The 13,709-nt window shown below is 62.0% G+C and carries 14 protein-coding genes; 5 read left to right on the forward strand and 9 right to left on the reverse strand.

The genetic code is table 11. The features are described from left to right. Nucleotides 1-73 precede the first annotated feature (73 nt). The 4 genes from purE (at nucleotide 74) to ABSE61_RS06100 (ending at nucleotide 3,381) form a co-directional block, all read left to right on the forward strand. Nucleotides 74-562, forward strand: a complete 489-nt coding sequence (gene purE / locus ABSE61_RS06085) for a 5-(carboxyamino)imidazole ribonucleotide mutase (protein WP_423870187.1) — start codon at nucleotides 74-76, stop codon at nucleotides 560-562. Continuing rightward, nucleotides 559-1,674 carry a 5-(carboxyamino)imidazole ribonucleotide synthase gene (locus tag ABSE61_RS06090; protein ID WP_423870188.1) on the forward strand — a complete coding sequence of 372 codons (1,116 nt, stop codon included), beginning with the start codon at nucleotides 559-561 and terminating at the stop codon, nucleotides 1,672-1,674. Before purE ends, ABSE61_RS06090 begins: the two co-directional genes overlap by 4 nt. A 175-nt stretch (nucleotides 1,675-1,849) precedes the next feature. Further along, nucleotides 1,850-2,155 (forward strand): 30S ribosomal protein S21, encoded by a 306-nt coding sequence (gene rpsU / locus ABSE61_RS06095; RefSeq protein ID WP_423870189.1) that lies wholly within the window; start codon nucleotides 1,850-1,852, stop codon nucleotides 2,153-2,155. Between the two features lie 323 nt (nucleotides 2,156-2,478). Further along, nucleotides 2,479-3,381, forward strand: coding sequence for a tetratricopeptide repeat protein (locus ABSE61_RS06100; protein WP_423870190.1), 903 nt, complete (start codon nucleotides 2,479-2,481; stop codon nucleotides 3,379-3,381). Nucleotides 3,382-3,521: 140 nt separating this feature from the next. On the opposite strand, the gene ABSE61_RS06105 is transcribed toward ABSE61_RS06100, so the two are convergent. The 9 genes from ABSE61_RS06105 to ABSE61_RS06145 all read right to left on the reverse strand — a co-directional run bounded on the left by ABSE61_RS06105 (nucleotide 3,522) and on the right by ABSE61_RS06145 (nucleotide 11,996). Further along, nucleotides 3,522-4,466, reverse strand: a complete 945-nt coding sequence (locus ABSE61_RS06105; protein ID WP_423870191.1) for a hypothetical protein — start codon at nucleotides 4,464-4,466, stop codon at nucleotides 3,522-3,524. A 73-nt stretch (nucleotides 4,467-4,539) separates the two neighbouring features. Next, nucleotides 4,540-4,824, reverse strand: a complete 285-nt coding sequence (locus ABSE61_RS06110; protein ID WP_423870192.1) for a cupin domain-containing protein — start codon at nucleotides 4,822-4,824, stop codon at nucleotides 4,540-4,542. Nucleotides 4,825-4,842: 18 nt separating this feature from the next. Beyond that, the gene (locus tag ABSE61_RS06115) at nucleotides 4,843-5,943 is read right to left on the reverse strand and encodes a calcium:cation antiporter (protein ID WP_423870193.1); all 1,101 of its coding nucleotides are present in this window, start codon (nucleotides 5,941-5,943) and stop codon (nucleotides 4,843-4,845) included. Between the two features lie 27 nt (nucleotides 5,944-5,970). Beyond that, entirely contained in the window at nucleotides 5,971-6,777 is an 807-nt protein-coding gene (locus ABSE61_RS06120) for an alpha/beta hydrolase (protein WP_423870194.1), read from the reverse strand. Between the two features lie 19 nt (nucleotides 6,778-6,796). Beyond that, nucleotides 6,797-8,194 carry an NAD(P)(+) transhydrogenase (Re/Si-specific) subunit beta gene (locus tag ABSE61_RS06125; RefSeq protein WP_423870195.1) on the reverse strand — a complete coding sequence of 466 codons (1,398 nt, stop codon included), beginning with the start codon at nucleotides 8,192-8,194 and terminating at the stop codon, nucleotides 6,797-6,799. 43 nt (nucleotides 8,195-8,237) lie between these two features. Further along, complete coding sequence (locus tag ABSE61_RS06130) at nucleotides 8,238-8,555, reverse strand: proton-translocating transhydrogenase family protein (RefSeq protein ID WP_325170392.1); 318 nt, start codon at nucleotides 8,553-8,555, stop codon at nucleotides 8,238-8,240. An 11-nt stretch (nucleotides 8,556-8,566) separates the two neighbouring features. Then, nucleotides 8,567-9,691 carry a Re/Si-specific NAD(P)(+) transhydrogenase subunit alpha gene (locus tag ABSE61_RS06135; RefSeq protein WP_423870196.1) on the reverse strand — a complete coding sequence of 375 codons (1,125 nt, stop codon included), beginning with the start codon at nucleotides 9,689-9,691 and terminating at the stop codon, nucleotides 8,567-8,569. Nucleotides 9,692-9,836: 145 nt separating this feature from the next. Next, entirely contained in the window at nucleotides 9,837-9,989 is a 153-nt protein-coding gene (locus ABSE61_RS06140; RefSeq protein ID WP_423870197.1) for an aa3-type cytochrome c oxidase subunit IV, read from the reverse strand. 147 nt (nucleotides 9,990-10,136) lie between these two features. Further along, nucleotides 10,137-11,996 carry a M3 family oligoendopeptidase gene (locus tag ABSE61_RS06145; protein WP_423870198.1) on the reverse strand — a complete coding sequence of 620 codons (1,860 nt, stop codon included), beginning with the start codon at nucleotides 11,994-11,996 and terminating at the stop codon, nucleotides 10,137-10,139. A 116-nt stretch (nucleotides 11,997-12,112) separates the two neighbouring features. On the opposite strand from ABSE61_RS06145, the gene ABSE61_RS06150 reads away from it, so the two are divergent. Then, a complete protein-coding gene (locus tag ABSE61_RS06150; RefSeq protein ID WP_423870199.1) occupies nucleotides 12,113-13,615 on the forward strand; it encodes a sigma-54-dependent transcriptional regulator in 1,503 nt (500 codons plus the stop codon). Nucleotides 13,616-13,709: the final 94 nt, after the last annotated feature.

A 13,709-nucleotide genomic window follows, 5' to 3' on the forward strand; every position in this document is an offset into this window, starting at 1 on the left:
AGCCTTGCCGAACGGAGGGCCGATCCTATAATCCGGCTATGAGTTTTGGATTCTGTTGCGAAGAATTAACGACATGCCTGCGCCGATCGCCATCATCATGGGAAGCCAGTCGGACTGGGACACCATGCGCCACGCCGCCGAAACACTCGGTGCGCTGGTCGTTGCCTGCGAGAAACGCATCGTCTCCGCCCATCGCACGCCGGAGCGGCTCTATGCTTTTGCCAAGGGCGCGAAGGCGGCCGGCTTCAAGATCATCATTGCAGGTGCAGGCGGCGCCGCGCATCTGCCGGGCATGACCGCGTCGCTGACGGAACTTCCGGTCCTCGGCGTGCCGATCGAATCGAAGGCGCTGTCCGGCATCGATTCGCTCTATTCCATCGTCCAGATGCCCGCCGGCGTTCCCGTCGGAACGTTGGCGATCGGCAAAGCCGGTGCGATCAATGCGGCGCTGTTGGCTGCGAGCATGCTGGCGCTGAACGACAAGCCGCTGGCGGAACGGCTCTCCGCCTGGCGCAAGCAGCAGACGGACGCAGTCGCGGAGCGCCCGGAGGGCTCGGCGTGACGGCGCTATTGCCGGTGAAGCTGAAACCGGGCGATACCATCGGAATTGTCGGCGGCGGACAGCTCGGCCGGATGCTGGCAATGGCCGCTGCGCGGCTTGGCCTGCGCTGCCGGGTGTTTTCGCCGGATCCGGATTCGCCGGCCTTCGACGTCGTGGCCAACGCGACCTGCGCCGAATATGCCGATGTCGAGGCGCTTGAGCTGTTCGCAAGCGACGTCGACGTCATCACCTATGAATTCGAAAATGTGCCGGCAGCGTCCGCGATGATTCTGGCGGCGCGGCGGCCGGTGCTGCCCGATCGCAAGATTCTTGAAACCACGCAAGACCGCCTGGTCGAGAAGGATTTCGTCAAACGTCTGGGCATCAAGACCGCCGACTATGCCGACGTTTCATCGCCGCAGACGTTGCACGCCGCGATCGCGAGAATCGGCCTCCCCGCCGTGCTCAAAACCCGCCGCTTCGGCTATGACGGCAAGGGCCAGACGATGATCCGCGCCGACGACGATCCGGATCGCGCCTGGGACGACCTCGGCACCAAATCGGCGATCCTCGAGGCCTTCGTTCCGTTCGAGCGCGAAATTTCTGTCATCGCCGCCCGCTCCGCCGACGGTCACGTCGAGTGTTTTGACGTCACCGAAAACGAGCACAGGGATCACATCCTCAAGGTCTCGCGCGTGCCCGCGGCCATATCAGATGCGCTCGCGGCACAAGCCCGCGACACCGCGCAGCGGATTGCGGACGCGCTCGACTATGTCGGCGTGCTGGCGGTCGAGATGTTCGTGGTGCCAGGCGACCAGGGACCGCAGATTTTGGTCAATGAGATTGCGCCGCGCGTGCATAATTCAGGACACTGGACACTGGACGGTGCGTCGATTTCGCAGTTCGAACAGCACATCCGCGCCATTGCCGGGTGGCCGCTCGGCAAGCCGCTCCGCCATGGCGAGGTCACCATGACCAACCTGATCGGCGACGAGATCAACGGCTATGGGGAATGGCTCGCCGTTCCCGGCGCGACAGTCCACCTCTATGGCAAGGGTACCCCTCGGCCCGGGCGCAAAATGGGACATGTCACCCGCGTGATCCCACCTGAAAGGCCTCCGAAAACCGCGTGAGCGGTACCCCGGGGAGCTGGTTTCGGCACGATCGCCTCCTCTATTTTTGCTTGTGGCGGTGGACATTAGCACCTTTGTCTGATACATCCGCGCGCTCAAAGGTCAGGTGCTTGGCTTTTTGCTGGCCCTTTGACCTTACCAGAATCCAAACCGATCAATTGAAAGAGGATGCCGCGTGCAGGTTCTCGTTCGCGATAACAATGTCGACCAAGCCCTCAAGGCGCTGAAGAAGAAGATGCAGCGTGAGGGTATTTTCCGCGAGATGAAACTCCGCGGTCATTACGAAAAGCCCTCCGAGAAAAAGGCCCGTGAAAAGGCCGAAGCTGTGCGCCGCGCGCGCAAGCTGGCCCGCAAGAAGTTGCAGCGTGAAGGCCTGTTGCCGATGAAGCCGAAGCCGGTGTTTGGCGCTGGTCCTGGCGCCGAGCGCAGTGGTCCGGGCGGCGGCCGTGGCGGTGCGGGCGGACCTCGCGGACCGCGCTGATCTATCAACATTCGGACACGATCTCATCGACGCGGGCCGTTGGTGGCGTGGATTTGACATTCGCCACTCGCCCAGCCGCGAACTCGCAAAGCGAATGTCAAATCCTAAACTCCGCTAACAATTTATAATTGCTAGTGGTCCTTTGATTCTAAGATTCGCTAAGGCGCCTGCTGAAACGGGAGGCGAATGTTAGAATCGGACCACTAGGCCCCCCGCGTTGTTGTTTATATACCTTCGTCCGTAAACCTACTGGCGATTTGACCGATGCATTTCGCAACGGAGCGCGTTACCACTAAGTAGTGAGCGCGTGAGTATCCCGTTCGATGACTGTACCGGTGCCCTTTTCCGGAAATTTGCGCCACGTACCGCGCGCATCGGCTGCGATTGCGCTGGCGGCGATCACCTCGGCTGCGATCGCGCTCGGCGGCTGTTCGATGACGCTGGGATCGCTGACGAACGCCCCGGAACCAAAGGAAGAGCCGGCGCAGCTTACCTCTTCGGCCAACATCTCCTCGCTCGGTGAGACCATCAAGAACAACCCCGACAATCCGCAGGCCTATAATATGCGGGGATCGGTGCTGGCGCAGGCCGGAAAGACCGAGGAAGCGCTGGCTGATTTCAACAAGGCGATCAGCCTCGACCCCAATTACGGACAGGCCTTCGCCAACCGCGGCCAGATCTTCCGCAAGACCAAACGTCTTGACCAGGCGATGTCCGATTATGAACGGGCGCTGGCGCTCGATGCCAATTACGCACCGGCCTGGCTTGGCCGAGGCCTGGTTCACAAGGCGCGCGGCGAAGCGACCCAGGCGCTCGAGGACTTCAACAAGGCGATCGCGCTGCGCCCCGACGATGCCGAGGCTTATTACAATCGCGGCCTGCTCTATCAGAGCGAGAAGCAACACCTCTTCGCGATCGAGGACTTCACCGCGGCGAACGGCCTGGTGCCACAGCAGCTTGAGCCCTTGCTCGGCCGCGCACTGAGTTATCTGGCTCTCGGCAAAGCCAAGGAGGCAGCCAGCGATCTCGACGAGGCCGTGCAAGACGATCCGCAAAACGTGCAAGCCTGGATGACCCGTGGGCTCGCCTACGAACGTCTGGGCGACAAGACCAAGGCCGCCGGCTCCTACGGCCGCGCCATTAACCTGCGTCCGAAGGACGAAGCTGCGCGGTCCGCCTTCGCCCGCGTCGGCGGCAGACCCGGCCAGAGCTACGAAACGTTCTGAAATGGTTTGCTAAAGCGTGATCCGGAAAAGTGTGAAGCGGTTTTCCCTCGCGACAAACGCAAAGCGTTTGCGCGGAGATCATGCGAAAACAAGCTGAGCCGGGCCAGCCAGTTCGACGCCGCGGCCGGTTGGCGTGCGAATCACTGTTGCTGCTGCTTCGGCAACACCGAGTTGAACAGCTTCTTGGTGGCCGAGAGCACATCGTCGGCAACAGATGGCCGTTTCATCGGCTGATCTGTGGTGGCATCGGCCCGCAAATCCAGCGGGGCATGGGGATCGGGAATATCAGCCGGCGGTGTCGGTCGGAGCGGATCGTCGACCCGCGCCGCGGACGGCTTGTTCTCAACCTGCGGCGTCGACACCATGATCGGCGGCGGCAACGGCTGGAGCGACGGCGCAGTTGCAACTGGTACCGGGGCAGGTGCGGGCACGGCCGGCGTTGCCACAACGCGCGGCGGTTCAGTCGTTTTGGGCGGTTCCGGCACTCGGGGTTCCGGCACTCGGGCGCTTTCCTGCACGCGGGGAGCAGGTTCAGTGCCGCGCAGGCGCTCGATCGCGGCCCGCGCCAGATCGTTGGCGTCCGGGGTAACGGTAGCATCAGCGGGCGGAGCGGTAACCGGCGCGGCAACCACAGGCTCGGCAGCGGGAGCCGGCGGAGCCTTCGAGGCTGCTTTCTCACGCGGCGGCTGGTGGCGGCGCGTATCTGCAGGCGCGGTCGGGGGGATGCTGGCGGTTTCCGAGGGCCGATCAGCCTTGTCGACGGGCTTTTCGGCCGCCTTATCAACGGGCTTTTCGATCACGGCTTTGTCAGTGGCCGATTTGTCGATAATGGACTTTTCCGAAATGCCCCTGGCCCGGACACCCGGTTCGGGAAGGTTTCCGAGATCGGCCGATCGTTCGGCCGGCTTCGAATCAGCCTTTGAGGCCGCCTTTTTCGGGTCGGCCGAAGACACCGCGGCCGCTGTCGCGGCAGCATCGGCGGGTGGCTTGGCGTTGATGTAATGATTGACGATATAGGCGCCGAGGATGGTCGCAATCACCGACGGAAAGATGTCCATCGCAAATTTTGAAGCCAATTTCAGCATGCCGACAACTCCCGCGCGGGCCCAGATGCCCGAGCTTTGAGGCATATCGGTGGCAATTCGGTAAACATCGGGTTTATGGTTTCAACTCCACTTCCAGAAAGACGATCTCGGACGCACTCTCGTTGAGCACATCGTGTTCAACGCCAGCTTTACGGAAATATGACTGCCCCACCCCAAGCTGGGCCTTGGAGCGCTCGCCATTGGGCGCAACAATCGTCATTTCGCCGGCGGTCACGGGAACGATAACATAATCCATCCCGTGAATGTGGGGTCCCGTGGCGGTTCCAGGGGCTAGGCGCCACCGGGTGACGCGCACCTCCGCCGTATCGACCTGAACATCGGACGTGGCGCTGATCATTTTCAGCTCTTCTTCCACTTAAGGGACGAAAACCAGGAACACAAATACCGCAAATACCACAAGGTGGACCAGCCCGAAAAGGATGTTGGTTCGGCCGCTGCCGAGCGTCAGCAGGCTGAGCAGCAGCGTCAGCGCCAACAGCACCATGTCCTGAGCTGAAAGTCCCAGCACCAGTTGCTTGTCGAGTTCATAGGCGGCCACCGCCACGGCCGGAATCGTCAGGCCGATGGTGGCGAGCGATGAGCCGAGCGCGAGGTTGATGCTTTTTTGCAAATCGTTCCTGCGCGCCGCCACGATCGCGGCAAGCCCCTCCGGCATCAGGATCAACAGCGCCACCAGAATGCCGGCAAAGGCCGGTGGCGCGCCGATCAAGGCGGCGCCGGCATCGACCACTTGCGAGAATTTCTTCGCCAGCAACACCACGGCCAACAGCGAGATCAGCAACAGGATGGCGCTGACAACGATTGTCCGGTTCGAGGCTTGCGGACCGTCATGCGCCGTATCGCCCGCTTGCGCGACGAAATAATCCCGGTGCCGAACGGTCTGCGTATAGAGAAAGACGCCGTAGAGCAGGATGGTGACGGCACTGACAAAGCCGAGTTGCACGGTTGAATAAACCGGTCCGGGCGTCGTCAGCGTGTAATTGGGCATGATGAGGGTGATGGTGGCGAGCACCGAGAGAACGCTGAGATAGAGGCTCGATCCGCTCACCTGGATATCCTGCTCGCGGTACCGCAAACCACCGGCCAGGATGCAAATGCCGACCAGCCCGTTGCAGACGATCATCACCACTGCAAACACCGTATCGCGCGCCAGCGTGGTGACGGCGGCTTTCTCGCCGAGCATGATAGTCGCGATCAGCGCGACCTCGATGATGGTGACGGAGAGCGTCAGCAACAACGTACCGAAGGGCTCACCGATGCGCTCCGCCACGACTTCGGCGTGATGCACGGCCGCAAATACCGTTCCGAACAGGATCAGGAGCAGCACGCCGGCGAACACAAATCCGGCCGGCGATGGCGTAAAACTGTAGCCGGCCGCGGTCACGGCCGCGAACAAGAAAACCGCAAGCGCCGGGAATATCCATGCCGATTTCGGCATCGGTCCGTGCAAGCTCACCTCACCCCCTCCGCAACCTCGAAGCCGTCAACCACCTGAAGCTCCTATAAATCGCCGCACGGTCTCGATAGCACCGAATTCGTCCAGATTTTCGTGACCGCCACCGGGAAAACGGACGAATTGTTTCGGCTCATGGGCCATCGCAAATAAGCGTTCGCCAAACCTGATATTAATGGCGGGATCGGCCTCACCATGCATGATGAGAAGCGGCACTGTCACGCGGCCAATGCGCTGGTCGGAATGAAATTGATCGCGCATCAGTAGGCGGACAGGAACGATGGGCAACAATGAGGCGGCAACATCGACCGTAGACGTGTAGGGCGCCTCCAGGATCAGTTTTGCGACCGGGTGTTCGGACGCGATCGCTACCGCAACGCCGCTGCCGAGCGAAAATCCCCAGATCACGATCCGGCCAGCTTCGTAGCGGGCGGCTGTAAAAGCGTAGGCCGCCGCGCCATCCTTCAAGAGGCCCTCCTCGCTCGGCGATCCCGTCGATCCGGCGTAGCCGCGGAACGAGAGCGCAACGAGACCGGTCCCATCTGAAACCAAATTGTGAAAGCGGCTGACGCGGCCGGCCAGAAAATCGCCATTGCCATGGAAGAACAGGGTGACGGGTCGGCCCGGTTTTGCCGGCACGTGCCAGACAATGACTTTTTCGCCGTCGTCGGTCGTCAGCACCTGTTCTTCGGCTTCGGGGAGACCGGCTGCGGCCGGCGCCGTGCGCCCGACCGGCGGAATTGGAAATAACATCGACCGCTGTTTGAAAAACACGACGGCGACCCCGCCGACGTAGAGAACACCTACGAGAACGAGGATCCATTTCAGGATGGTCATGAGTTCTCGTCGGGGCGGATTACATCGCCTTGACGATGTTCTCGGTGACCTTCTTGGCGTCGCCGAGCAGCATCATGGTATTGTCGCGATAGAACAAGGGATTGTCGATGCCGGCATAACCCGATGCCAGCGAGCGCTTGATGAACATCACGGTGCCGGCCTTCCACACCTGAAGCACCGGCATGCCGTAGATCGGCGATGTCTTGTCGTCCTCGGCGGCCGGGTTGGTGACGTCGTTGGCCCCGATCACGAAGGCGATGTCGGCCTGTGCGAACTCCGAATTGATATCCTCAAGCTCGAACACCTCGTCATAGGGCACGTTGGCCTCGGCGAGCAGCACGTTCATGTGGCCGGGCATGCGGCCTGCGACCGGGTGAATGGCGTATTTCACCTCGACGCCCTCTTTCTTGAGGATGTCGGCCATTTCACGCAACGCGTGCTGTGCCTGCGCTACCGCCATGCCGTAGCCCGGCACGATGATGACCTTGGAAGCGTTCTTCATGATGAAAGCGGCATCATCCGCCGAGCCGAGCTTGGCCGGCTTCTGCTCGCCGCTGCCGCCGCCAGCCGCCACGGTCTCGCCGCCGAAGCCGCCGAGGATCACCGAGATGAACGAGCGGTTCATCGCGTGGCACATGATGTAGGACAGGATCGCGCCCGATGAGCCGACCAGCGCGCCGGTGATGATCAGCGCCGAATTGCCAAGCGTGAAGCCGATGCCGGCCGCCGCCCAGCCGGAGTACGAATTCAGCATCGAGATCACGACCGGCATGTCGGCGCCGCCGATCGGAACGATCATGAGCACGCCGAGCGCAAGCGCGAGGATCGTGATCAACCAGAAGTCGAGCGCGCTGCCGCTCATCACGAGGCCGACGATGAAGAACACCAGCGCTAAGGCCAGCACGATGTTGATGACGTGCCGGAACGGCAGAATGATCGGTGCACCGCTCATCCGCGCCGACAACTTCAGAAACGCAATCACCGAGCCGGTGAAGGTCAGAGCGCCGATCGCAACCCCGAGCGACATCTCGACCAGGCTTTGTGCATGGATGTGGCCGGGCGTGCCGATATCGAAGGCTTCAGGCGCATAGAACGCACCGGCGGCGACCAGCACGGCCGCCATGCCGACCAGCGAGTGAAACGCCGCGACCAGTTCCGGCATCGAGGTCATCGGTACGCGGCGTGCAATCACCGCGCCGATGCCGCCGCCGATCGCAACACCGAGGATCACCAGAAGCCAGGCAATACCGTCAGCCGGCGGATGAGCGGCAAGCGTGGTCGCCACCGCGATCGCCATGCCGGTCATGCCGAAGAAATTGCCCTGCCGCGAGCTTGCCGGGCTCGACAGCCCCCGGAGCGACAGGATGAACAGCACGCCTGCCACGAGATACAATACTGCAGAGAGATTGGCGCTCATCTCAGGTCCCCCGTTTGCCTGTTCAGCCCGAGTTGATTGCCGCTCATTTCGATTTCTTCTTGTACATCGCGAGCATGCGCTGGGTGACCAGGAAGCCGCCGAAAATATTCACGCACGCAAAGATCAGCGCGACGAAACCGAAACCGCGCGCCCAGCCCGAGCCCGAGGAAATCATGCCGACGCCGACGGCGAGCAGCGCACCGACCACGATCACCGAGGAGATCGCGTTGGTCACGCTCATCAGCGGCGTATGCAGCGCGGGCGTCACCGACCACACCACGAAGTAGCCGACGAACACGGCAAGCACGAAAATCGACAGCCGGAACACGAAGGGATCAACGGCCTGCGCGAGATGCTCCATGGCTTCTCCTCCTATTTCGGCTGGAAGTTCGGATGGATGACGGCGCCGTCTTTGGTCAGCGCGGTCGCCTTGACCAGTTCATCGTCCCAGTTAACGGCCAGCGCCTTGTTGGCCTTGTCAATCATGGTCTCGATGAAGTTGAACAGGTTGCGCGCATAAAGACTCGAAGCCGAGGCTGCAACGCGGCCCGCAACATTGGTGTAGCCGACGATCTTGATGCCATCGATCTCGGCAACTTCGCCTGCTCTGGCGCCTTCGACATTGCCGCCGCGCTCGACCGCGAGATCGACCAGCACGGAGCCTGGTTTCATCGATTTGACCATTTCGGCTGAAACCAGCTTTGGCGCCGGGCGGCCCGGGATCAGCGCGGTCGTGATCACGATGTCCTGCTTCTTGATATGCTCGGCCGTGAGCGCAGCCTGCTTGGCCTGATACTCCTTCGACATCTCCTTGGCGTAACCGCCGGCGGTCTGCGCGTTCTTGAATTCCTCGTCCTCGACCGCAAGGAATTTCGCGCCGAGACTTTCAACCTGTTCCTTGGTGGCCGGGCGCACGTCGGTCGCCGTGACAATGGCGCCGAGACGCCGCGCGGTCGCGATCGCCTGCAGGCCGGCGACGCCGACGCCCATCACGAAGACTTTCGCCGCCGGCACGGTGCCGGCCGCCGTCATCATCATCGGGAAAGCGCGGCCAAAGGCTTCGGCGCCCTCGATCACCGCGCGGTAACCGGCAAGGTTGGCCTGCGAGGACAACACGTCCATCGCCTGGGCACGGGTGATGCGCGGCATCAATTCCATCGCAAAGGCCGAGACGCCCGCATCCGCCATCACCTTCAGCGCGGCGTCATTGCCGTAAGGGTCCATGATGGCGACCACCAGCGCACCGCGCTTGTAGTTGGCGAGTTCGGAAGCTTCCGGCCGCTTCACCTTGATGACGATGTCGGCGTCCTTGAGCGCACCCGCGGCCACCGTGGCGCCGACGGCGGTGAACTCCGAATCCGGCAGGCCGGACTTGATCCCGGCGCCCGGCTCGACGAAGACCTCGGCCCCCAGCGCCTTGAATTTTTTTATCGTGTCGGGCGAAGCGGCGACCCGCGGCTCAGCGGGATCGATTTCCTTGGCGACGGCAATCTTCATGGGGCCTCCGGCGGCGCGGAAAACTCGCAGGCGTCATTTGCCGCGCTAGCTTTGCAAATCCGACACCGGCCCTGCAACCACCAACGTCGGTTCACGGCGAGCTCCGTCTCAAAATCGCGCCTCCCTTTGGCGGCGCGAGCAGGCGTCAGGTCAGGAAGATCGCCATCATGGCGACGATGAAGATGACGGCGGCAGAGCCATACTTCACCAGCTTGATGAAGCCCTCATAGGTCTGCTCATGGGCCACGTAGTCGTTGCCGTCGGCGGTCGTGTAGGCCACTTCGCTATGGTCTGCCATCTCTGTCCCCAGTGAATCTCAGCGCCAGTCAATTAGCCGTCGAATTACCGCAAACCGCAAGGCAGGGCAACGCCGCATGGACAGCTTTTGTCGGCTTATCGGGTCATTGGAGGGGTCGATCGCCACGATTTGGGTTCAAAGAGCCGGCTAGCCCATCGCCTCCAGCTCATCGATCATGCCGGAGATGACCGATAACCCCCCGTTCCAGAATTGGGGGTCCTTGGCGTCGAGCCCGAAGGGCTCGAGCAACTCGGAATAGTGCTTGGTGCCGCCGGCCGACAGCATGGCGAGGTAACGTTCGGCAAAGCCGCTTTGCGCGTTTTCATAGGCGCCATAGAGCGAGTTCACGAGGCAGTCGCCGAAGGCGTAGGCGTACACGTAGAACGGCGAATGGATGAAGTGCGGGATGTACATCCAGAAATTTTCATAGCCGGGGCGGATATCGATCGCTGGCCCCAGGCTCTCGCCCTGCACGCTGAGCCAGATTTGACCGATCCGCTCGGCCGTCAATTCGCCGCCTCTGCGCTCGGTGTGGATGGCGCGCTCGAAGGTATAGAACGCGATCTGCCGCACCACGGTATTGATCATGTCCTCGACCTTGCCGGCGAGCAGCGCCTGGCGCTGTTTGGCGCTCTTGGTCTCGCCGAGCAGCCGGCGGAAGGTCAGCATTTCGCCGAACACACTTGCGGTTTCCGCCAGGGTCAGCGGCGTCGGCGCCATCAGCGCGCCGTTCTTGGCCGCGAGCACCTGGTGCACGCCGTGGCCGAGCTCATGCGCGAGCGTCATCACATCCCGCGGCTTGCCCTGATAGTTCATCAGCACATAGGGATGCGCCGATGGCGTCGTCGGATGCGAGAAAGCGCCCGGCGCCTTGCCCGGCCGCACCGGCGCATCGATCCAGCGATCGGTGAAAAAACGCTCGGCAATGCCGGCCATTTCCGGCGAGAAGCCACGATAGGCCGACAGCACCATGTTCTTGGCGTCGAGCCAGCCAATCGCGCCTGAGGCGGCAAACGGCAGCGGCGCATTGCGATCCCAATGCGGCAGCTTCTTCTTTTTGAACCAGCCGGCCTTGAGCCGATAATAACGGTGCGAGAGCGTCGGATAGGCCGCACGGACCGCGCTGACTAACGCATCGACCACCTCGCGTTCGACGCGGTTATTCAAATGGCGCGAATCTGCGACATCCTTGAAGCCACGCCAGCGGTCGGAAATTTCCTTGTCTTTGGACAAGGTATTGGTGATCAGGGCAAACGTCCGCTCATTGGCCTTGAAGGTTTTGGCCAAAGCTTCGGCCGCGGCCTTGCGCTTCGCACCATCGCGGTCCTGCAACAGGCTGAGCGTCGGCTCGATCGCAAGCTCCTTGGCCGAAACCTTGAAGCGCAAGGAAGAGATGGTCTGGTCGAACAACCGGTTCCAGGCGGCATATCCGCTTTGGGCCTTTTCGTGAAACAGCTGCTCGACGCGGTCCTCCAGCTGATACGGCTTGTCCTTGCGCAGATCCTCGATCCAGGGACGATAATGCGCCAACTCCGATGCGCGCATCGCATTCTCGATCACCGCGTCGTCGATCCGGTTGAGTTCGAGCGCAAAGAACAACAGATGCACCGAGGCATTGGTCAGCCGTTCGGAGACGTCACCGTAGAATTTCGAGATCACGGCATCGACGCTGTCGCCGGCATGCGCCAGTCCAGCATAGGAAGAGAGACGGCCGGCAAGATCGTCGATCGCCTCATAGCGCTTCACGGCTCCGGCGAGCCTGCGTCCGCCGCCCTCCCCTGCCGTGCGCTCGGCAAGCTTGCCTTTGTAGTCGTTCTCGAACGCGACACATTCGGCATCCAACCTGTCGAGATCGCGCGTCACTTCCGGCGCGTCGATCGCGGAATAGAGATCGGAAAGATTCCATTCCGGCAGCTTGTCGACCCTCGATGAGGAGGAGGCTTTCCTGGAATTCGTCTTGCGTGGGGCGGTCGATTTGCGAAGGGCTGAGGCGGTGCGCGAGGTCATCTTGTTCGAAACCTGTATTCGATCAGAACGGCGAGGCAAGGTTTAAGCAGTCGTTAATCGACGTCGGCCAGAGTGCCCCGATTCGAGACAGATAGTTGTTGCGTATGAGGAACACCATGCCTGCCACCATTTTGATCGCCGACGACGATTCCGTGCAACGCCGCCTGGTAGAGAATATGGTGCAAAAATGCGGGTATGAAACCGTCGTGGTCGATTCCGGCGACGCCGCGATCGCGCTATTGACCGCTCCCGACGCGCCCGTGATCGATGCCCTCGTGCTCGACCTTGTGATGCCCGGCCTCGACGGGATGGGCGTTCTCGCCAAAATTCGTGAAGCCGGCCTTTCCATCCCCGTCGTGGTGCAGACCGCCCATGGCGGGATCGACAATGTGGTGTCGGCGATGCGCTCGGGCGCCCAGGACTTTGTCGTCAAGCCGGTCGGCATGGAACGGCTGCAAGTGAGCCTGCACAATGCACTCACGACCAGCGCGCTGAAGGGCGAGTTGCAGCGCATCCGGCACAGCCGCGAAGGCCGGCTGACCTTCGCCGACATCGTCACCCGCAGCGAGGCGATGGCCGGCGTGATGCGCACGGCGAAGAAGGCGGCGGCCTCGACCATTCCGGTGCTGATCGAGGGCGAGTCCGGGGTCGGCAAGGAATTATTCGCGCGCGCCATCCACGGCAGCGGTGAGCGCAAATCGCGACCGTTCGTCGCCGTCAACTGCGGCGCAATCCCCGACAACCTCGTCGAGTCGATTCTGTTCGGTCACGAAAAGGGAGCTTTCACCGGCGCGACTGAACGTCACACCGGAAAGTTCGTCGAAGCCTCCGGCGGCACGCTGTTCCTCGACGAGGTCTCCGAGCTTCCGCTCGCAGCCCAGGTCAAACTGTTGCGCGCATTGCAGGAAGGTCTGGTCGAGGCGGTCGGCGCGCGCAAGCCGGTGAAGGTTGACGTGCGGATCGTGTCCGCGACCAACCGCAAATTGCTCGAGCGGGTCAAAAGCGGGCACTTCCGCGAGGACCTGTTCTACCGGCTTCACGTATTGCCGCTCACCGTTCCACCGCTGCGGACGCGCTCGGAGGATATTCCGCATCTGGTGCGGCATTTCCTCGCCCGGTTCTGCGCCGAGGAAAACCGTCACATCACCGGCGTCAGCGGCGAAGCGATGGCGCATCTGTCGCAACTGGATTGGCCGGGCAATATCCGCCAGCTTGAGAACGCGGTTTACCGCGCCGTCGTGATGAGCGAGGGCGATCAGCTTGTCCTGTCGGACTTCCCGCAAACTGCGGGAATGCCGTCGCCGCCAACGGCAGCCCACGGCGAGCCCCTGAGCGTCGAGCAGGGCTTCCACTCAACGGCAGCCGCCGCGGTAAATGGTAATGAAATACCAATCGCGCCGCTTCCGGCGTCGGGCACACTCTCGATGCTGACCAATAGCGGCGAAGTCCGGCCGCTGGAAGAACTGGAAAGCGAGATCATTCGCTTCGCGATTGCGCATTACCGCGGGCAAATGTCGGAAGTGGCGCGCCGCCTCAAAATCGGCCGCTCGACGCTTTATCGCAAGCTTGACGAAGAGGCGGCAGACTCCGCGGACGGCGCAACGGATCAAGCAGGATAGCGCTTGATTAGGAATACGCCTCCCGTAACGCACGGATGAAGCGGCCGAAATCCCAGCAGCGGATCGTTTTGAACCGTTGCCCGCAAGTGACAGA

This window comes from Bradyrhizobium sp., from assembly GCF_049519115.1.
In the GTDB taxonomy this organism is placed as follows: Bacteria; Pseudomonadota; Alphaproteobacteria; order Rhizobiales; family Xanthobacteraceae; genus Bradyrhizobium.

Bases quoted from the DNA above. Each gene is read 5' to 3' on its own strand.
- purE (WP_423870187.1), top strand. From the start codon at position 74: ATGCCTGCGCCGATCGCCATCATCATGGGAAGCCAGTCGGACTGGGAC.
- ABSE61_RS06100 (WP_423870190.1), top strand. From the start codon at position 2,479: ATGACTGTACCGGTGCCCTTTTCCGGAAATTTGCGCCACGTACCGCGC.
- ABSE61_RS06105 (WP_423870191.1), bottom strand. From the start codon at position 4,466: ATGCTGAAATTGGCTTCAAAATTTGCGATGGACATCTTTCCGTCGGTG.
- ABSE61_RS06110 (WP_423870192.1), bottom strand. From the start codon at position 4,824: ATGATCAGCGCCACGTCCGATGTTCAGGTCGATACGGCGGAGGTGCGC.
- ABSE61_RS06120 (WP_423870194.1), bottom strand. From the start codon at position 6,777: ATGACCATCCTGAAATGGATCCTCGTTCTCGTAGGTGTTCTCTACGTC.
- ABSE61_RS06125 (WP_423870195.1), bottom strand. From the start codon at position 8,194: ATGAGCGCCAATCTCTCTGCAGTATTGTATCTCGTGGCAGGCGTGCTG.
- ABSE61_RS06130 (WP_325170392.1), bottom strand. From the start codon at position 8,555: ATGGAGCATCTCGCGCAGGCCGTTGATCCCTTCGTGTTCCGGCTGTCG.
- ABSE61_RS06135 (WP_423870196.1), bottom strand. From the start codon at position 9,691: ATGAAGATTGCCGTCGCCAAGGAAATCGATCCCGCTGAGCCGCGGGTC.
- ABSE61_RS06140 (WP_423870197.1), bottom strand. From the start codon at position 9,989: ATGGCAGACCATAGCGAAGTGGCCTACACGACCGCCGACGGCAACGAC.
- ABSE61_RS06145 (WP_423870198.1), bottom strand. From the start codon at position 11,996: ATGACCTCGCGCACCGCCTCAGCCCTTCGCAAATCGACCGCCCCACGC.
- ABSE61_RS06150 (WP_423870199.1), top strand. From the start codon at position 12,113: ATGCCTGCCACCATTTTGATCGCCGACGACGATTCCGTGCAACGCCGC.